13 protein-coding genes are annotated in these 19,193 nt (G+C 72.3%); 5 read left to right on the plus strand and 8 right to left on the minus strand.

Annotation, left to right across the window (positions count from 1 at the left end):
- Nucleotides 1-126: 126 nt before the first annotated feature.
- Both O7546_RS16860 and O7546_RS16865 read left to right on the plus strand, forming a co-directional pair.
- Entirely contained in the window at nt 127-5,592 is a 5,466-nt protein-coding gene (locus O7546_RS16860) for a carboxyl transferase domain-containing protein (RefSeq protein ID WP_281599346.1), read from the plus strand.
- Between the two features lie 139 nt (nt 5,593-5,731).
- The gene (locus O7546_RS16865) at nt 5,732-6,124 is read left to right on the plus strand and encodes an SCO5389 family protein (protein WP_194799100.1); all 393 of its coding nucleotides are present in this window, start codon (nt 5,732-5,734) and stop codon (nt 6,122-6,124) included.
- Nucleotides 6,125-6,163: 39 nt separating this feature from the next.
- Here the strand turns inward: O7546_RS16865 and O7546_RS16870 are convergent, their stop codons facing one another.
- Entirely contained in the window at nt 6,164-6,568 is a 405-nt protein-coding gene (locus O7546_RS16870) for a transcriptional repressor (protein ID WP_194799099.1), read from the minus strand.
- Between the two features lie 234 nt (nt 6,569-6,802).
- Here O7546_RS16870 and O7546_RS16875 point away from each other — a divergent pair, with 234 nt between their 5' ends.
- The 3 genes from O7546_RS16875 to O7546_RS16885 are packed head-to-tail and all read left to right on the plus strand — an operon-like array spanning nt 6,803 to nt 9,251.
- The gene (locus O7546_RS16875) at nt 6,803-7,396 is read left to right on the plus strand and encodes a copper chaperone PCu(A)C (RefSeq protein WP_194799098.1); all 594 of its coding nucleotides are present in this window, start codon (nt 6,803-6,805) and stop codon (nt 7,394-7,396) included.
- The gene (locus O7546_RS16880) at nt 7,393-8,625 is read left to right on the plus strand and encodes a Dyp-type peroxidase (RefSeq protein ID WP_194799097.1); all 1,233 of its coding nucleotides are present in this window, start codon (nt 7,393-7,395) and stop codon (nt 8,623-8,625) included. The genes O7546_RS16875 and O7546_RS16880 overlap by 4 nt, the downstream gene beginning before the upstream one ends.
- Before the next feature lie 20 nt (nt 8,626-8,645).
- Nucleotides 8,646-9,251, plus strand: coding sequence for a copper resistance protein CopC (locus O7546_RS16885; RefSeq protein WP_281599350.1), 606 nt, complete (start codon nt 8,646-8,648; stop codon nt 9,249-9,251).
- A 22-nt stretch (nt 9,252-9,273) separates the two neighbouring features.
- Here the strand turns inward: O7546_RS16885 and O7546_RS16890 are convergent, their stop codons facing one another.
- The 7 genes from O7546_RS16890 to O7546_RS16920 form a co-directional block, all read right to left on the minus strand.
- The gene (locus tag O7546_RS16890) at nt 9,274-10,263 is read right to left on the minus strand and encodes a LacI family DNA-binding transcriptional regulator (RefSeq protein WP_194799095.1); all 990 of its coding nucleotides are present in this window, start codon (nt 10,261-10,263) and stop codon (nt 9,274-9,276) included.
- Between the two features lie 316 nt (nt 10,264-10,579).
- On the minus strand, nt 10,580-12,610 hold the full coding sequence (locus O7546_RS16895) for an RICIN domain-containing protein (RefSeq protein ID WP_228531501.1): 2,031 nt from the start codon (nt 12,608-12,610) through the stop codon (nt 10,580-10,582).
- Nucleotides 12,611-12,904: 294 nt separating this feature from the next.
- Entirely contained in the window at nt 12,905-14,407 is a 1,503-nt protein-coding gene (araA, locus tag O7546_RS16900; RefSeq protein WP_194799094.1) for an L-arabinose isomerase, read from the minus strand.
- 26 nt (nt 14,408-14,433) lie between these two features.
- Complete coding sequence (yjfF, locus tag O7546_RS16905) at nt 14,434-15,426, minus strand: galactofuranose ABC transporter, permease protein YjfF (protein ID WP_128137185.1); 993 nt, start codon at nt 15,424-15,426, stop codon at nt 14,434-14,436.
- Nucleotides 15,423-16,493 carry an ABC transporter permease gene (locus tag O7546_RS16910; RefSeq protein ID WP_194799093.1) on the minus strand — a complete coding sequence of 357 codons (1,071 nt, stop codon included), beginning with the start codon at nt 16,491-16,493 and terminating at the stop codon, nt 15,423-15,425. The genes yjfF and O7546_RS16910 overlap by 4 nt, the downstream gene beginning before the upstream one ends.
- Nucleotides 16,490-18,031: a sugar ABC transporter ATP-binding protein gene (locus O7546_RS16915; protein WP_194799092.1), complete on the minus strand. Its 1,542-nt coding sequence runs from the start codon at nt 18,029-18,031 to the stop codon at nt 16,490-16,492. The genes O7546_RS16910 and O7546_RS16915 overlap by 4 nt, the downstream gene beginning before the upstream one ends.
- Before the next feature lie 72 nt (nt 18,032-18,103).
- Nucleotides 18,104-19,099 (minus strand): ABC transporter substrate-binding protein, encoded by a 996-nt coding sequence (locus O7546_RS16920; RefSeq protein ID WP_194799091.1) that lies wholly within the window; start codon nt 19,097-19,099, stop codon nt 18,104-18,106.
- Nucleotides 19,100-19,193: the final 94 nt, after the last annotated feature.

The raw sequence follows: 19,193 nt of genomic DNA on the forward strand, positions 1-19,193 counted from the left end.
CGGTCCCCGCTCAGGCTTCGGCCGTTACGACATGGCGCCGCCCGCGCACAGCCGGAAAGGTGAGGCGAGCCGGGGGCATCGCCGCGCCCGGCGCGCAGGAGTGGGTCAACCGAAGGGGACGGTCACGTGTTCACCCGTGTCGCCATCGTCAACCGTGGTGAGGCCGCGATGCGGCTCATCCACGCGGTCCGGGAACTGGCCGCGGAGACCGGCAGCCGGATCGAGACCGTCGCGCTGTACACCGACGTCGACCGTACCGCCACCTTCGTCCGGGAGGCGGACGTCGCCTACGACCTGGGGCCCGCGTCCGCCCGCCCGTACCTCGACCTGAAGACCCTGGAGCGCGCGCTGGTCGAGACCGGCGCGGACGCCGCGTGGGTGGGCTGGGGTTTCGTGGCCGAGGATCCGGCGTTCGCCGAGCTGTGCGAGAAGGTCGGCGTGACGTTCGTCGGGCCCAGCCCGGACGCCATGCGCAAGCTCGGCGACAAGATCGGCGCGAAGCTGATCGCCGAGGAGGTCGGCGTGCCGGTCGCGCCGTGGAGCCGCGGCGCGGTGGAGAGCCTGGACGACGCGCTGCGCGCGGCCGCCTCGATCGGCTACCCGCTGATGCTCAAGGCGACAGCAGGTGGCGGCGGGCGCGGCATCCGGGTGATCCGCAGCGACGCCGAGCTGGCCGACGCCTACGAGCGCACCAGCCAGGAGGCGGCGCGGGCGTTCGGCAGCGGCGTGGTCTTCCTGGAGCGCCTGGTCACCGGCGCCCGCCACGTCGAGGTCCAGGTCATCGCCGACGGTCAGGGCACCGCGTGGGCACTCGGCGTACGGGACTGCTCGGTGCAGCGGCGCAACCAGAAGGTGATCGAGGAGTCCGCGTCGCCGGTGCTGAGCCCGGAGCAGACCGCGGAGCTGAAGGCGTCGGCGGAGCGGCTGGCGGTCGCGGTCGGGTACCGGGGCGCGGCCACCGTCGAGTTCCTCTACCACCCGGGCGACCGGCTGTTCGCGTTCCTGGAGGTCAACACCCGCCTTCAGGTCGAGCACCCGATCACCGAGTCGACCACCGGGTTCGACCTGGTCAAGGCGCAGCTGCACGTGGCCGGCGGCGGCCGCCTCACCGGTGAGCCGCCGGTCGAGCGCGGGCACGCGATCGAGGCGCGGCTCAACGCCGAGGACCCGGACCGTGACTTCGCGCCCTCCCCCGGCCGGATCACCCGGCTGGATCTGCCCGCCGGACCGGGCATCCGGGTCGACACCGGGGTCAGCGAGGGCGACACCATCCCGGCCGACTTCGACTCCATGATCGCGAAGATCATCGCGTACGGCCGGGACCGGGACGAGGCGCTGGGCCGGCTGCGCCGGGCGATGGCGAACACCACTGTGGTCATCGCCGGTGGCGCGACGAACAAGAGCTTCGTGCTCGACCTGCTCGACCAGCCCGAGGTGATCGACGCCAGCGCCGACACCGGCTGGATCGACCGGGTACGCGGCGAGGGCCGCCTAGTCGCGCACCGGCACTCCGCCGTGGCGCTGGCCGCTGCCGCGATCGAGGCGTACGAGGAGGACGAGACCGCCGAACGGCAGCGGCTGCTGTCCACCGCGGCCGGTGGACGCCCGCAGGTGCAGCACCGCAGCGGCCGGCCGCTGGACCTGAAGCTGCGCGGCGTGACCTACCGGATGCGGGTCGCCCGGGTCGGTGCGCACCGGTTCCGGGTCGGTGTCGAGGCCGGTGGCGACGTGCGCACCGCGGATGTCGAGCTGGACCGCTTCGACCGGCACACCGGCCAGGTCGCCGTCAACGGCGCCCGGTTCCGCCTGCTCACCGACACCCACGGCCCGGTCCACCTGGTCGAGGTGGACGGCGTGACGCACCGGATCAGCCGCGACGAGGGCGGCGTGCTGCGCTCCCCCATGCCGGCGCTGGTGGTCGCCACGCCGCTCGCCGTCGGTGCGGAGGTCGAGGCCGGCGCGCCGGTGCTGGTGCTGGAGGCGATGAAGATGGAGACGGTGCTGCGGGCGCCGTTCCGGGCCCGCCTCAAGGAGTCGTCGGTGGCGGTCGGCACCCAGGTCGAGGCCGGTGCGCCGCTGCTGCGCCTGGAGCCGATCGCCGAGGAGGGCGCCGAGGCGGCCGCCGGCCCGGCCGGACCGGCTGTCGAGCTGGACCTGCCCACGGCGCCCGCGGACGTGCCGGCGCGGTCCCGGGCCGAGCGCGGCCAGGAGGACCTGTGCGCGCTGTTGCTCGGCTACGACGTGGACCCGCACGACGAGCGGCGGGTGCTCGACGACTACCTGGACGCGCGGCGGGCGGCCACCGAGGCCGGGCACCGGCCGCTGGCCGAGGAACTGGAACTGGTGAACGTCTTCGCCGACCTGGCAGAGCTGAGCCGTAACCGGCCCGGCGGCGACGACGGGCCGGGCGGGCACGTGCACAGTGCCCGCGAGTACTTCCACACCTACCTGCAGAGCCTCGACGTCGAGCGGGCCGGTTCGCCGGACTCGTTCCGGGCCCGCCTGGCGAAGGCGCTCGCCCACTACGGCGTCACCGAGCTGGACCGCTCCCCCGAGCTGGAGGCCGCGGTCTTCCGGATCTTCCTGGCCCAGCAGCGGGCCGCCGCGGACGCCACGGTGATCGCCGCGCTGCTGCGTTCCTGGCTGCGCGAGCCGCCGCCGGACGAGGCGCTGCGCGAGCCGGCCGGCCTCGCGCTGGAGCGGCTCGTCGCGGCCACCCAGGTCCGCTTCCCGGTGGTCGCCGACCTGGCCCGGGGCGTGGTGTTCGCCTGGTTCGCCCAGCCGCTGCTGCGCCGCAACCGGGCCCGGGTCTACGCCCAGGTCCGCACCCACCTGCGGCACCTCGACGCCCAGCCGGACGCGCCGGACCGCGCCGAGCGGATCGCCGAGATGGTGCGCAGCACCGAGCCGCTGGTCCGGCTGCTCGGCCAGCGCCTGGTCCGCAACGACGTGGACAACGCGGCCATGCTGGAGGTGCTGACCCGCCGCTACTACGGCAACAAGGCGCTCACCGAGGTGCGCACCCGCACCGCCGGTGGCTGCACGTTCGTGGTGGCCGGGCGGGACGGGTCGAGCGTGGTCTCGGCCGCCGTCCGGTTCGACGCGCTCGGCGACGCGCTGCGCGGGCTGGCCGAGGTGGCCCGGGATTGCGAGGCCGTCGACGCGGACGTCTACCTGGCCTGGGAGAACCAGCCCGACGACCTGGACGCCACCGCCGCCGCCCTGCTGGAGGTGGTGAACGCGCACCCGCTGCCGCAGCAGGTGCGCCGCCTCACCACCACCGTCGCCGGGCGCGCGGGCGCGGTGATGCACCATCACGTCACGTTCCGCCCCGCCGAGGGCGGCGGGATGGCCGAGGAGCGCCTGATCCGCGGCCTGCACCCGTACATCGCGCAGCGGATGCAGCTGGAACGGCTGCGCGAGTTCGACCTGACCCGGCTGCCGTCGCTGGACGAGGAGGTCTACCTGTTCCAGGCGGTCGCCCGGCAGAACCCGTCCGACCAGCGGCTGGTCGCGTTCGCGCAGGTGCGTGACCTGACCGAGCTGCGGGAACAGGACGGCCGGCTGGTGGCGCTGCCGACCACCGAGGACACCGTGGCGGCATGCATCGACTCGATCCGCCGGGCGCAGTCGCGGCGGCCGTCGAAGTCGCGGTTCCCGACCAACCGGATCGTCGTCTACGTGTGGCCGCCGAGCGAGCTGACCCGCGAGGAGATGGAGCTGATCGCCGGGCGGGTACGCCCGACCACTGTGGGCGCCGAGCTGGAGGAGATCCTGTTCATCGCGCGGCAGCGCGACCGGCGTACCGGCGAGCTCACCAAGGTGGGCGTGCGGATCACCTTCGACGTGAGCGGGCACGCGCAGCTGACGGTGGGCGAGCCGCCGGCCGAGCCGGTCGAGCCGCTTGACGACTACCGGCTGAAGGTGCTGCGCGCGGCCGGCCGCAACACGGTCTACCCGTACGAGCTGACCGGTCTGCTCGGTGACTTCGTCGAGCACGACCTGGACGCCGGCCACCAGCTGGTGCCGGTGGACCGGCCGAAGGGCCGCAACACCGCGGCGATCGTGGCCGGCGTGGTGACCACCCCGACGCCGCGGCACCCGCAGGGCGTGACCCGGGTGGTGCTGCTCGGCGACCCGACCAAGTCGCTGGGCGCGCTGTCCGAGCCGGAGTGCCGGCGGGTGATCGCCGCGCTGGACCTGGCGCAGCGGATGGGCGTGCCGCTGGAGTGGTACGCGCTGTCCGCCGGCGCCCGGATCTCGATGACCTCCGGCACCGAGAACATGGACTGGGTGGCCGCGGCGCTCAAGCGCATCGTCGAGTTCACCCAGGACGGCGGTGAGATCAACATCGTGGTGGCGGGCATCAACGTCGGCGCGCAGCCGTACTGGAACGCCGAGGCGACGATGCTCATGCACACCAAGGGCGTGCTGGTCATGACGCCGGACTCGGCGATGGTGCTCACCGGCAAGCAGTCGCTCGACTTCTCCGGCGGCGTCTCCGCCGAGGACAACTTCGGCATCGGCGGCTACGACCGGGTGATGGGGCCGAACGGACAGGCGCAGTACTGGGCGCCGGACCTGCCGGCCGCGCGGGACGTACTGATGGCGCACTACGACCACACGTACGTCGCGCCGGGCGAGGAGGCGCCGCGCCGGGCCGTCACGATGGACCCGGTGGACCGGGACATCTGCGGCTACCCGCACGCGGTGGCCGGCAGCGACTTCGCCACGGTGGGCGAGATCTTCTCCGCCACCGCCAACCCGGACCGCAAGAAGCCGTTCGACATCCGTACGGTGATGCGGGCCCTCGCCGACCAGGACCACCCGGTGCTGGAGCGGTGGGCCGGCATGGCCGACGCGGAGACCGCTGTGGTGCAGGACGTACACCTCGGCGGCATCCCGGTGTGCCTGCTCGGCATCGAGTCCCGCTCGGTGCCCCGGCACGGCTTCCCGCCCACCGACGGCCCGGACACGTACACCGCCGGCACGCTGTTCCCGCGCTCGTCGAAGAAGGCCGCGCGGGCGATCAACGCGGCCAGCGGCAACCGGCCGCTTGTCGTGCTCGCCAACCTGTCCGGCTTCGACGGCTCACCCGAGTCGATGCGCAAGCTGCAACTGGAGTACGGCGCGGAGATCGGCCGGGCGATCGTCAACTTCCGCGGCCCGATCGTGTTCTGCGTGATCTCGCGCTACCACGGCGGCGCGTTCGTGGTCTTCTCCAAGGCGCTCAACCCGGACATGACGGTGCTGGCGATCGAGGGGTCGTTCGCCTCGGTGCTCGGTGGCGCGCCCGCCGCCGCCGTGGTGTTCGCCGGCGAGGTCGCCGCCCGCACCGCCGCCGACGCGCGGGTACGCGACCTGGAGGCGAAGGTCGCCGCCGCGGCCGGCACCGAGCGGGCGACGCTCACCGCCGAGCTGGACGAGCTGCGCTCGTCGGTGCGGGCGGAGAAGCTGGGCGAGGTGGCCGCCGAGTTCGACCGGGTGCACAGCATCCAGCGCGCGGTCGAGGTCGGCTCGGTCGACGCGGTGATCCGCGCCGCCGAGCTGCGTCCCCGCGTCATCGAGGCGATCGAGGCGCGTCTGCGCTGACACGTCGCACCGCCGGACGGCGGGTGGGCCTTCGGGTCCGCCCGCCGTTTCGCGTGCGCCGGTAGTTGACGGACCGTCAGTCGCATGGTGTGCTCAATCGGTAATGGAAACCGTATTCGTTAGCGATGACGGAGGACCCATGTCGCTCACCGTTCCGCCCGCCCTGCTGCACGCCGCCGAGACCGGTCCCGTGAACGAGGAGGAGTTCGTCGCCTGCGTCCGCGACTCCCTGCCGTACGCCTGGGAGACGGTCAGCCGGGTCGCATCCGACCTGGCCGCGTCCGACGCCGAGTTCGCCGACAACGTGGTGCCGCCGCCGGGCGACGCCGAGCGCGGGCAACTCCTGCGCGCACTCGCCAGCGACGCGATCCGCGCCGGCCTGGAACGGCACTTCGGGGTGACGCTGGCGTTCCAGAACTGCCACCGGGTGGCAGCGTTCCGCCCCGGCGCGGCCGGCTCCGAGGCGTACCGCCGGTTCACCTCCAGCCGGGGCCAGTTGCTCAACCAGTCACCGACGCTGCGCAACTGCTGACGGTGGCCCGCCGCGGGCGGGTCACCGCCCGCGGCCGGCTCACGCGGCGCAGCGGTCGCAGGTGCCGAAGATCTCCAGGGTGTGCCCGACGTCGGTGAAGCCGTGCTGCGCGGCGACCTGGTCGGCCCACCGCTCCACGGCCGGGCCGGCCACCTCCACGGCCCGGCCGCAACGGCGGCAGACCAGGTGGTGGTGATGGCGGCTCTGGCTGCACCGCCGGTAGAGGTGCTCGCCGCCGGGTAGCCGCGCCGAGTCGATCTCGCCGTTGTCGACGAGCATCTGCAGCGTCCGGTACACCGTGGTGAGGCCGACCTTCGCCTGCCGCTGGACGAGCATCTGGTGCAGCTGCTGCGCGCTGTGGAAGCCGTCCAGCTCCCGCAGCAGCGCGAGCACCTCGGCGCGCTGGCGGGTGTTGCGGGTCGCCCCGGTCGTCACCTGGCTCACCGTCGCCTCCCTCGTCCGGGCACCCGCCCGGCACCCTCGTCCGGCCGCGGCCGCGGCCGTGCCCGGCGCGCCACTGACACCCGGAACCATTATGCCTTCCGGGCGCACCGCCGACCCCCGGTCGGCGACGGTCCGCCGGGCGGGGTGTGACGTGATCGACCACCCGGGCCGGAACTATCCGGCGTACCGCGCCGACAAACGGTACGAACACCGGATCTTCGAGGGGACGACGTCATGCCCAGCACCACCAGCCGCCGCTTCCTGCGCCCGGCGGCCCTGATCGGCGCCGCCGTGCTCGCCGCGTCGGTCACCGCCTGCGGGTCCTCGGACACGCCGTCCGCCGCCACGCCGTCCTCGGCTTCGGCGTCGGCCTCGGCCCCGGCGAGCGCGGCGGCGGGCGTGCTCACCGTCCGCGACCCCTGGGTGAAGGCCGCCGACAAGGGCATGACCGCCGCGTTCGCCACGCTCGCCAACGACGGCGACACCGACGTCACGATCACCGGGGTGACCACCGACGTCTCCCGGGCCGAGATCCACGAGATGGCCATGACCGACGGCAAGATGGCGATGCGACAGAAGCAGGGCGGCGTCGTGGTCGCTGCCCGCTCCCAGGCCGCCCTGGAGCCCGGCGGCGACCACCTGATGCTGATGGACCTGACCCGCCCGGTGCGCCCCGGCGACCAGCTCGACATCACGCTCACCTTCGCCGACGGCCGGACCCAGACGTTCACCGCGGTGGCGAAGCCGTTCACCGGCGCCCAGGAGTCCTACGCACCCGGCCACGGTGAATCCCCGATGCCGGAAATGAGCATGAGCCCGGCGTCATGAGCGACAGTCCCGCCACGCCCCGCCGGGTGAGCCGGCGTGGCCTGCTCACCGGCGGCGCGATGGCCGCCGGGGGCGCGCTGGCCGGCGCCGGCGCCCTCACCGCCGTCCGTTCCGGCACTGCCGGGGTACGCCCCGACGACGCCGTCCCGGTGGCCCAGGTCGGCAGCGCGGTCGAGCCGTTCCACGGCACCAGGCAGTCCGGGGTCACCACCGACCCGCAGGCGCACGCCGCGTTCGTCGCGTTCACGCTGCGCCCCGGCACCGACCGGGCCGCGCTCGGGCGGATGCTGCGGCTGCTCTCCGACGACGCGGCCCGGCTCACCCAGGGCCGCCCGGCGCTGGCCGACACCGAGCCGGAACTGAGCGTCCTGCCGGCCCGGCTGACAGTCACGTTCGGCTTCGGTCCCGGGCTCTACGCCGCCGCCGGGCTCGACGATCGGCGGCCCACCTCGGTGGCCGACCTGCCCGCGTTCGGCATCGACCGGCTGCAACCCCGCTGGTCCGGCGGGGACCTGCTGCTGCAGATCTGCGCCGACGACCCGCTCACAGTCGCCCACGCCCAGCGGGTCCTGGTCAAGGACAGCCGTCCGTTCGCCGTCGTCCGCTGGGTGCAGCAGGGCTTCCGCCGGGCCGCCGGCGCCGAGCCCGGGCGTACCCAGCGCAACCTGTTCGGGCAGCTCGACGGCACCGCCAACCCGAAGCCCGGCAGCCCGGCGGACACCGCGGTGTGGGTGACCGACGGACCGGACTGGCTGCGCGACTCGACCACGCTCGTGGTGCGGCGGATCAGCATGAACCTGGAGACCTGGGATCTGCTGGGCCGCGCCGACCGGGAACTCGCCGTGGGGCGGCGCCTCGACACCGGCGCGCCGCTGACCGGCCGGGCCGAACACGACGAGCCCGACTTCGCCGCGCTCGGCCCCGACGGGCTCACCGTCATCCCCGACTTCTCGCACCTGACCCGGGCCCGCGTCACCGACGACCGGCAGAAGATCCTGCGCCGGCCGTACAACTACGACGGCGTGCCGACGCCCGAGGGCGACGCGGACAGCGGGCTGGTCTTCGCCTCGTACCAGGCCGACATCGCCGCTCAGTTCCTGCCCATCCAACGCCGGCTCGCCGAGCGCGACCTGCTCAACGAGTGGACCACCCCGATCGGCTCCGCCGTGTTCGCCGTACCGCCCGGCTGCCCCGAGGGCGGCTGGATCGGCCGGCAACTGCTCGGCTGACCAGCACAGGAAGGCGCGTCATGCGTACCCGTTCCGTCACCGCGCTGCTCGCCGCGGTCTTCACCGCCCTGCTGCTGGTTCCGGCCACACCGGCGGCGGCGCACAACTCGCTCCAGGAGGCCACGCCGGCGCGCGACGCCCGGCTCACCGCCGCGCCGACGCAGGTCACGCTGCGGTTCATGCAGGGACTGAACCCCTCCTTCACCACGATCACGGTCAGCGATGCCGGTCAGCGCAAGGTCCCCACCTCCGCACCGGCGGTGAACGGTGCCACCGGCACCGTGACGATCGACGAGCCGCTGGGCAACGGCACCTACACGGTCGCGTACCGGGTGGTGTCCCGCGACGGCCACCCGGTCCAGGGGTCGTACCGCTTCACCGTGGCCGACCCGGCCGCGCCCGCACCGTCGGCTGCCGCGTCGTCGCCGGCTCCCGCATCGTCGCCGGCTGCCGCGTCGACCGGCGTGGACGCCGCGGGCGGGCCGGACGCCTCGGGCGCGCGGTCCGGCGACGACGGCCCGCCGGTCGCGCTGCTTGCGGGTGGGGCGGCCGCCGGTCTGCTCGTGGTCGCCGGAATCGTGCTGCTGATCGCGCGCCGGGTGCGCGCTCACCGCACTGACCACTGACGGCGAGAGGGCCGCGCGCGCCTCAGCGGGCGGGCGGCGGGCCGACGCTGCGGCGCGGCACCAGCGTCGGCGCGATCGTCTGCCGCAGCGGCCCGACGGTCTGGGACTCGATCTGTGCCAGGAGCAGGTCCAGGCTCGCCGCGGCGACAGCGCCGAAGTCCGGCCGGACGGTGGTCAGCGGCGGGATGAAGTATGCCGCCTCGGGCACGTCGTCGAACCCGACCACGCTGATGTCGTCGGGGACGCGGCGGCCGTGCTCGTGCAGCGCCCGCAGCACGCCCAGCGCCAGGTGGTCGTTGGCGGTGAAGACGGCGGTGACCTCCGGCATCCGGGCCAGCATCTGGCCACACCGGTAGCCCGCCGCAGCCGACCAGTCGGCATGGACCAGCGGCGGGATCTCGGCGCCGGCCAGCCGCAGCGCCTCACGCCACCCCTCGATCCGGCCGGCGCTGTCGAACCAGTCCGACGGCCCGGACACGTGCCACACCGTGCGGTGCCCGGCGGCCAGGAGGTGCTCGGTGGCGGCCCGGGCGCCGGCGACCTGGTCGACGGTGACAAGCGGGATCGGCCGCCGCGGGTCGCCGTCGACAGTCACCAGCGGCACGTCCTGGGGCAGCCGTTCCAGCGCCTCCCCGGCGGACTCGACCGGCGCGATCACCACGATGCCGGCGACCCGGTGCGCCAGGTGCCGTTCCACGGCGGCCGAGATGGAGCGGTGGTCGAGGTCGCGGACGCTGCCGACGCTCACCGCGAAGCCGGCCTCGGCGGCGGTCTGCTCCAGCGCCGCGAGCAGCGACGCCGGGCCGTAGAGCGTGGTGTTCTGCGCGACCACGCCGATCACCTGGGACCGGCCGGTCACCAACGCGCGGGCCGCGCGGTTGGGCCGGTAGCCGAGTTCGGTGATGGCGGCCTGCACCCGCAGCCGGGTCTGCTCACGCACGTTGGGATGCCCGTTGAGAACCCGGGAGACCGTCTGGTGCGATACCCCGGCGAGGCGGGCCACGTCCGTCATCGCAGGACCGCGCACGGCCACCTCACTTTCGCCACTGCCCGCGGCCACACCCGGTCGATCTCGACCGGACCGTCCCGGGTGGCGACAGTCTACGCCAGCGGTCCCATCGGTATCGGCACCGTCGATCGCCCGTTCCCACAGTGGCGCGGCGATAACGGGGAATCGACAGGCGGCTCATTCCCTTCCGTTACGCAGGGCACGAACAGGCAGCTCGGAGCGGGTGGAATTGCGCCCGGGGTGCGGCATTTCCGGCGATTGCCGGAGCCGCACCCCGGGTTGTCGAAGATGTGTCAACGGCCGCGAATGGTGACCGTTGTCACGGTGTCGTCAGCGAGAACTGCCGCACCGTCACCGCGCCGCCAAGGGATTGGGTGGCGTAGTTGAAGAAGCCGAACCGGTAGCCCATGAAGAACTGCCACGCGTTGTTGAGCGTCAGCGCGTTGCCCAGCGACACGAAGTTCACCCCGTCGGTGCTGTAGGAGAACCGCGCCTGCCGCCCGGAGCCGGGCCGGATGTCGGCGTTGGCCCGCAACCAGATCCGCCCGCCGGACACCGCCGCGCCGGCGATCTCCGTCCCGGTGCTCGTGGTGTTCCAGTTCGAGCCCATGGTCAGACCGTTCGTCATCACCACCCGGGTCGCGCCGTTGTCCCGCCGTACGCCGATCCAGGCCGAACTGTCCCGCAGCATCGCCAGGCCGGCCCGGTCACCGTCGCGCATGGTCGAGTAGTCCAGCTCGATGGTGCCGGTCGAGGTCGGCCCCTGGATGCGGTGGGTGAGCGTGTTGCGGGCCCGGTACAGGTCGTTCGTGACGGTGGCGGTCTGCAACCGCAGGCCGTTGTTCACCGACCACCTGCTGTTGTCCGGGTTGTGGTTCCACTCGTACTGCACGCCGAGCGTGGTGCCGGAGAACGTGTCGGTGCCGGTGAGCGGCTTGACCGGACGGGTCGGCAGCGGGTTGGGGTAGCTCGCGCCCCAGGCCCCGTTGACGGTCTGCAGCTGCGGCCAGCCGTCGGAGGTCCAGGTGATCGGCGCCAGCGTCGGCATCCGGCCGCCCGGGTACGCGTCGGTGAACGCCATGTAGTACCAGGCGCCGGTCTGCGTCTGCACCAGCCCGCCCTGGTGCGGTACGCCGCCACCGGAGATCGGGCCGGGCAGGTTCAGCAGCACCTGCCGCTGCTCGTACGGGCCGAACGGGCCGTTCGTGGACTTCAGCACGTACTGGCCGTTGGCCGGCCGGGTCAGCCAGATGTAGTACGCGCCGTTGCGCTTGTAGAAGCGCGCCCCCTCCAGCGTGCCGATGCTCGACGGCGTCTGGTAGACCTGCTGGGCCCGGACCTGGCTGCGCCCGTCGGCGGACAGCTGGGCCACGCTGATCGTGCCGTTGCCGTACGCGACGTACATGGTGTCGTTGTCGTCGATCAGCATGCCGGCGTCGTAGTAGCAGTTGGGGATGGTGCTCAGGCGGCTCCACGCCCCGTCCACGGCGGTGGCGGTGTAGATGTGGGTCTGCGCGAAGTCGATGCACCCGGCCCAGTAGAACGTGCGGTTGCTCGGCCGGTAGTTCAGCGTCGACGCCCAGATGCCGTCCACGTACGCCTGCTCGCTCGCGCTCAGGTCGTACTTGGTGCCGAACTCCAGCCGCGGCACCGAGTGCCCGGCGAACTCCCAGTTCACCAGGTCCCAGGAGCGCAGCACCGGGGCGCCCGGCGAGTAGTGCATGGTGGAGGCGGACATGTAGTAGACGTCGCCGACCCGAATGATGTCGACGTCGGCGAAGTCCTGCCAGACGGCCGGGTTGGTGAAGTTGCCGCTCGGCGTGCCCGGGTCACCCGGGTTGCCGCCGACCCGCACCAGCTGCCACTGCTGGTTCGCGCCGTTCCAGTCGTCGTACTGCACGATGTTGCCGCCGTCCGCGGTGGAGGCGTTCTGCACTTCCATCACCTTGTTCGAGTTCCGGTTGATCAGCCGGACGTACCCGCCGTCGGAGTCGGCCAGCCGGAACTGCTGGTTGGTGCCGCCGTGGTCGGTCCACTGGACCACCGCCGCGCCGTTGGCGGTGGACGCGCCGGTCACGTCCAGCACCTTGCCGGAGTGCCGGGACCGCAGCCGGTAGTAGCCGCCGCCGGAGTCCACGAACTGCCACTGCTGCCAGGCACCGTCGTTGCGCGTCCACTGGGTGATCCGCGCCCCGTCGTTGGTGGCCTGGTTGTACAGGTCCAGCGCCTTGCCGCTGTTGCGGTTCACCAGCACGTAGTACGCGCTGGTGTCCACAGTGGCCGCCGAGACGGGCGCGGGCACGGCGCCCACCACCACGCCACCGACAAGCAGCGCCACCACCCCGGCCATCAGCCGGGACAAGCGCCCACGTCCACGGGACAGTCGAGCCGTCACCATGATCCTCCTTCGTCGACCGGAGCCCGGGCACGGCGGCACGCGCCGACGACGTCGGCGTTATCGCTAACAGCGATGCCCACCCAGGCGGGAGTCGGATCCCTGGCAACTGCGGCGCAGATCGCGCCCGGAACGGCCCGCGAGCGGTGCCGGTGACCCTATCCATCGACTGTGAGCGATAACATGTCGTTCGTCAAGCCGTAACGAGGGGCACCGCCGCGCGGGCCGGCACGATCGGCCGGCGAGGGCTCAGAAGCCCCGGGCGAGCCGGTAGTACGCCTGGTTCCAGCGCAGTTCGTCGGCGAAGCGGTGCGGACGCGTCTCGGCGTCGATGACCACCAGCTCGGTGCGGGCCATCGCGGCCAGGTCGCGCAGCTCCTCCACGCCGACAGCCTGGGACAGCACGGTGTGGTGCGGCGCGCCCGCGGTGATCCACGCCTCCGCCGAGCCGGCCAGGTCGGGCTGCGGACGCCAGACAGCGCGGGCCACCGGCAGCCGGCGCAGCGGGTGCGGCGGCGGCACCACGTCCACCGCGTTGGCGACCAGCCGGAACCGCTCCCCCATGTCCGCCATGCCCAGCACCACGGCCGGGCCGGGCGCGGCATCGAAGACCAGGCGTACCGGGTCCTCCCGGCCGCCGATGCTCAGCGGGTGCACCTCCGCGCTCGGCACGTCGGCGGCGATGCTCGGGCACACCTCCAGCATGTGCGCGCCGAGGATCAGCTCCTGGCCGAACGTCAGGTCGTAGGTGTAGTCCTCCATGAAGGAGGTGCCGCCCGGCACGCCGACGGCCATCGCCTTGAGCGTGTGCACCAGCACCGAGGTCTTCCAGTCCCCCTCGCCGCCGAAGCCGTAGCCCTCGGCCATCAGGCGCTGCACCGCGATCCCGGGGAGCTGGCGCAGCCCGCCGAGGTCCTCGAAGTTCGTGGTGAACGCCCGGAACCCGCCGGCGTCGAGGAACGCGCGCAGGCCCAGCTCCTGGCGCGCCGCGTACCGCAGCGAGTCGTGCCGGTCCCCGCCGGGCCGCAGCTCGGCGGCGACGCGGTAGGTGTCGTCGTACTCCTTGACCAGGTCGTCGACCTGGGCGTCGGGCACCTGGTCGACGGCGGCCACCAAATCGTTGACGCCGTAGGTGTTGACCGAGACGCCGAAGCGCAGCTCCGCCTCGACCTTGTCCCCCTCGGTGACCGCGACGTCGCGCATGTTGTCACCGAAGCGGGCCAGCCGCAGCGTCCGCACCGCGGACCAGCCGATCGCGGCGCGGGCCCAGGCCGCGACCCGCCCGACGACCCGCGGGTCGGTGACGTGCCCGGCGACGGTCTTGCGGGCCACCCCGAGCCGGGTCTGGATGAACCCGAACTCCCGGTCGCCGTGCGCGGCCTGGTTGAGGTTCATGAAGTCCATGTCGATGTCGTCCCACGGCAGCGCCACGTTCGCCTGCGTGTGCAGGTGCAGCAGCGGCGTGCGCAGCGCGTCCAGCCCGGAGATCCACATCTTGGCCGGGGAGAACGTGTGCATCCAGGCGATCACCCCGACCGCGCCCTGCGTGGCCGCGTCCCGGCAGGCGGCGAGGATGTCCGCGCTGGAGGTGAGGACCGGCTTCCAGACCACGCGTACGGGGATGTCCGGCGACTCGTCCAGGCGCGCGGCGATCTGCCGGGACTGCTCGGCGACCTGCCGCAGGGTGTCCTCGCCGTAGAGGCCCTGGCTGCCGGTGAGGAACCAGACCTCGGGCTGGGGGTGAGTTGCCATGTTGTTGCCTTCCGCGCTAGGAACCGTCACTTGAACCGGATGCCGATGAGGCGCTGGAGGAGGATGAACGCGAACAGCAGGCCGCCGATCACGATCTTGGTCCACCAGGAGTTGAGGCTGCCGTCGAACGTGATCAGCGTCTGGATCACGCCCAGCACCAGCACGCCGAGCACGGTGCCGAAGACATATCCGGAGCCGCCGGTGAGCACGGTGCCGCCGATCACCACGGCGGCGATCACGTCGAGCTCCATCCCGACGGCGATCAGCGGCGCGCCGGACAGCGTGTAGAACGACAGCAGGATGCCGCCGATGGCCGAGCAGAGCCCGCTGATCGTGTAGACGGCGATCCGGGTCCGCGCCACCGGCAGGCCCATCAGCAGCGCCGACTGCGCGTTGCCGCCGACCGCGTACACGTTGCGGCCGAACCGGGTGTACGCCAGCACGTACGCCGCGATCAGCACCACGGCGAACGCGATCAGCACGCTGATCGACACGAAGTTACCGGCCGGGTCGCCGATGCGCTGCTGCGACATCGAGGTCCAGAAGCCGTCGGTGATGGAGATCGAGGCGTCGCTGATGAACGTGCACATGCCCCGGGCGAAGAACATCCCGGCGAGTGTCACGATGAACGGCTGGATCTCGAAGAAGTGGATCGCGCAGCCCATCAGGAAACCGAGCGTCGGGCCGATCAGCAGCGCGATCACCAGCACCAGGGCGGCGGGCAGGCCGTCGCGCAGCAGCGACGCCGACACCATCGCGGTCATCGCCACCACCGAGCCGACGGACAGGTCGATGCCGCCGGTGAGGATCACGAACGTCATACCGACCGCGACGACGAGCAGGAAGCCGTTGTCGATGAAGACGTTGAAGACGACCTGGACGTTGGAGAAGGCGCGGTACTGGGACACGCCGATGCCGTACATGACCAGCAGCAGGGCGAGCGTGGCCAGCACCGGGACGTGCCGCCGGGGCAGGCTGGGCCGCCACGACCGGCCGGTGGTCAACGACGTGCTGCTCATGCCGGCACCTGCTCCTTCTCCCGCTGCGGTGCCGCCGGGCCGGGTTCGGCCCCGCGCCGTCGCCGGCGCAGCCGGGCCCGGAACGCCGGGGCCTGCACGAGGCAGACGGCGATGACGACGACGGCCTTGAACAGCAGCGACGTCTGCGGCGAGATGTTCATCGCGTACACGGTGGTGGTCAGGGTCTGGATGATCAGCGCGCCGAGCACGGTGCCGCCGAGGGAGAACCGGCCGCCGGCCAGCGACGTGCCGCCGATGACGACGGCCAGGATCGCGTCGAGCTCGATCCACAGGCCGGCGGCGTTGCCGTCGGCGCTGGAGACGTTCGCGGTGACCATGAAACCGGCGAGCGCGGCACAGGCGGCGCTGATCACGTAGACGAGGAAGACGATGCGCCGCGACCGGATGCCGGCGAGTCGGCTGGCCTCGGCGTTGCCACCGACCGACTCGACGATCAGGCCGAGCGCGGTGCGGCGGGTGAACGCGGCCACGAGCAGCGCGGCGGCGAGCGCGATCAGGATGGCCAGCGGCAGCGTCAGGAAGTGCCCGAGCCCGATCGCCCGGTACGGACCGGAGTTGATGGTGATGATCTGGCCCTCGGTGACCAGCTGGGCGATGCCCCGCCCGGCCACCATGAGGATCAGCGTGGCGATGATCGGCTGAATGCCGATGACCGCCACGAGTATCCCGTTCCAGGCGCCGAGCACGAGCGCGGCGCCGAAGGCCAGTGCGAGCGCGGTGGCCACCGTGGCCGGGCTGTTCTGGTCGGCCGCCCCGCTGATGTGCAGGCAGGCGATCGCGCCGCTGATCGCGCAGAGCGAGCCGACCGACAGGTCGATGCCGCCGGTGGCGATGACGAGCGTCATCCCGAGCGCCACCAGGATCAGCGGCGCGCTCAGCCGGAGGATGTCGATCGGCGTGCCGTACAGGTGGCCGTTCTTGACCTCGACGGCGAGGAAGCCGGGACGGTAGACGGTGTTCGCGGCGATCATGACCACGAGTACGAGTGCCGGCCAGAACAGGCGGTGGCCGGTCAGCGGGCGGAGGCGGTCGGCGACGGCGGTCACGGGGTCACCTCCTCCCGGGGCGTTCCACTGGCGATGGTGCGCATGACGCGGTCGGCGTCGAGCGTGTCGTCGTTGTCGAGCTGGGCGACCATCTCGCGGTCGCGCATCACCGCGACCCGGTGGCTCAGGCGCAGCACCTCCTCCAGCTCGGCGGAGATGAACAGCACCGCCATGCCGCCGTCGGAGAGCTGCACCACCAGCTTCTGGATCTCGGCCTTGGCACCGACGTCGATGCCACGGGTCGGCTCGTCCAGGATCAGCAGGCGCGGCTCGGTGATCAGCCAGCGGGCCAGCAGCACCTTCTGCTGGTTGCCGCCGGAGAGGTTGCGCACCGGCAGCTCCGGGTTGGCCGGGCGGATGCTCAGCGCCTCGACGTACCTGCGGACCAGCTCGTCCTGGCGGCGGCGCGGAATCGGACGCAGCCAGCCACGCGCGGCCTGCATCGCCAGGATCATGTTCTCCCGGACGGTGAGTTCCGGGACGATGCCCTCGGCCCGGCGGTTCTCCGAGCAGAACCCGACGCCCTGACCGATGGCCTGGATCGGGTTGCGGACCGGAGCCCGGCCGCCGTCGAGCCGGACCTGGCCGTGGTCGGCCCGGTCCGCGCCGAAGATCAGCCGCGCCACCTCGGTCCGGCCGGAGCCGAGCAGGCCGGCCAGGCCGACCACCTCGCCGGCGTGGATGCGCAGGCTGAACGGGGCGACCGCGCCGCGCCGGCCGAGTTCGGCGGCGTCCACGAGCGGCGCCGCGCCGCCGGCCTCGACGGTGGCGCGCTTCTGCTGCTCGTCGAGCCGCTCCAGCACGTCCAGCTCCTGCCCGATCATCTTCTCGACCAGGCTGAACTGCGGCAGCTCCTCGGTGCGGTACTCCCCCACCAGCGTGCCGTTGCGCAGCACCGTGATCCGGTCCGCGATGCCGTAGACCTGGTCGAGGAAGTGGGTGACGAACAGGATCGCGATCCCCTCGTCACGCAGCTGCCGCATGATCCGGAACAGCTGCGCGACCTCGCCGGCGTCCAGGCTGGACGTCGGTTCGTCCAGGATCAGCACCCGGGCCCGCACGTCGATCGCCCGGGCGATGGCGACCATCTGCTGCACCGCCAGCGAGTACGAGCCGAGCGGCGCGGAGACGTCGAGGTCGAGGTCGAGCCGGGCCAGCAGGTCGCGGGCCCGGCGGCGCATCTCGCCCCAGCGCACCGCGCCGAACCGGCGGGGCTCCCGGCCGATGAAGACGTTCTCCGCCACCGACAGGTTGGTGCAGAGGTTGACCTCCTGGTACACGGTGCTGACACCGGCCGCGGCGGCCTGCATCGGACCGGAGAACGAGACCTGCTCGCCGTCGAGCGTGACGACGCCCGCGTCGGTCCCGTAGACGCCGGTCAACACCTTGATCAGGGTGGACTTGCCGGCGCCGTTCTCGCCCATCAGGGCGTGGACCTCGCCCGGGAACAGCCGGAAGTCGACGTCGTGCAGCGCGCGGACCCCGGGGAAGGTCTTGCTGATGCCGGTCATGGTCAGGACCGGACGGTTACCCGTCATCCCATCGGACCTCTTCTTCGACGGTGGTGGTACGGGGGCCGCCGTCGGTTGCGACGGCGACCCCCGGGTGACTCAGTACTTGCGGTTGGGCAGTGCCTCCTTGGCCTGCTCCTGGGTGAACGTGGTCTCCTCGGTCTCGATCCGGGCGGGCACGTCCTCGCCGGCCTTGACCTTCTTGACCAGGTCCATCAGCTGCGGGCCGAGCAGCGGGCTGCACTCCGCGATGAAGTTGAACTTGCCGTCCGCGAGGGCCTGCATGCCGTCCTTCACCGCGTCGACGGTGATGATGGTGATGTCCTTGCCGGGCGTCTTGCCGGCCGCGGTGATCGCCTCGAGCGCGCCCAGGCCCATGTCGTCGTTGTGCGCGAAGAGCACGTCGATCTTCGGGTTGGCCTTGAGGAACTGCTCCATCACCTGCTTGCCGCCGGCGCGGGTGAAGTCACCGGTCTGCGAGGCGACGATCTTCAGGTTGGGGTTGGCGGCGATCGCCTCGGCGAAGCCCTTCTTCCGGTCGTTTGCCGGCGCCGAGCCGGTCGTGCCCTGCAGCTCGACGATGTTGACCGGGCCGGACGCCGACTTCTTCTGCTCCACCAGCCACTCGCCGGCGAGGCGGCCCTCCTTGACGAAGTCCGAGCCGAGGAACGTCTTGTAGAGCGACTTGTCGGCCGAGTCGACGGCGCGGTCGGTCAGGATCACCGGGATCTTGGCGTCCTTGGCCTCCTTGAGCACGGTGTCCCAGCCGGACTCCACCACCGGCGAGAAGGCGATCACGTCGACCTTCTGCTGGATGAAGTTGCGGATCGCCTTGATCTGGTTCTCCTGCTTCTGCTGGGCGTCGTCGAACTTCAGCTCGATGCCCGCCTCGGCCGCCGCCTCCTTGATCGAGGTGGTGTTGGCGGTGCGCCAGCCACTCTCGGCGCCCACCTGGGAGAAGCCCAGGACGATCTTGTCGTTGCCGTCGCCGGAACCGCCGCCGGTGTCGCTGTTGCCGCACGCGGCCATGCTGGCGGCGAGCAGCACGCCGGCGAACGCCGCGATGACCGTGCGTGCCGTGCTCCTGCTTCTCATCGATTCTCCTCCGGGGTTGGATGTTCCGGGCACACGGCCGGCGGGAGCCGGAGCGGCCCGGGTGTGGTGGTGGGGGGGTGCGCGGCGCGGTCCG

Origin of the sequence: Micromonospora sp. WMMA1976, assembly GCF_027497335.1 — a bacterium.
Lineage (GTDB): Bacteria > Actinomycetota > Actinomycetes > Mycobacteriales > Micromonosporaceae > Micromonospora > Micromonospora aurantiaca.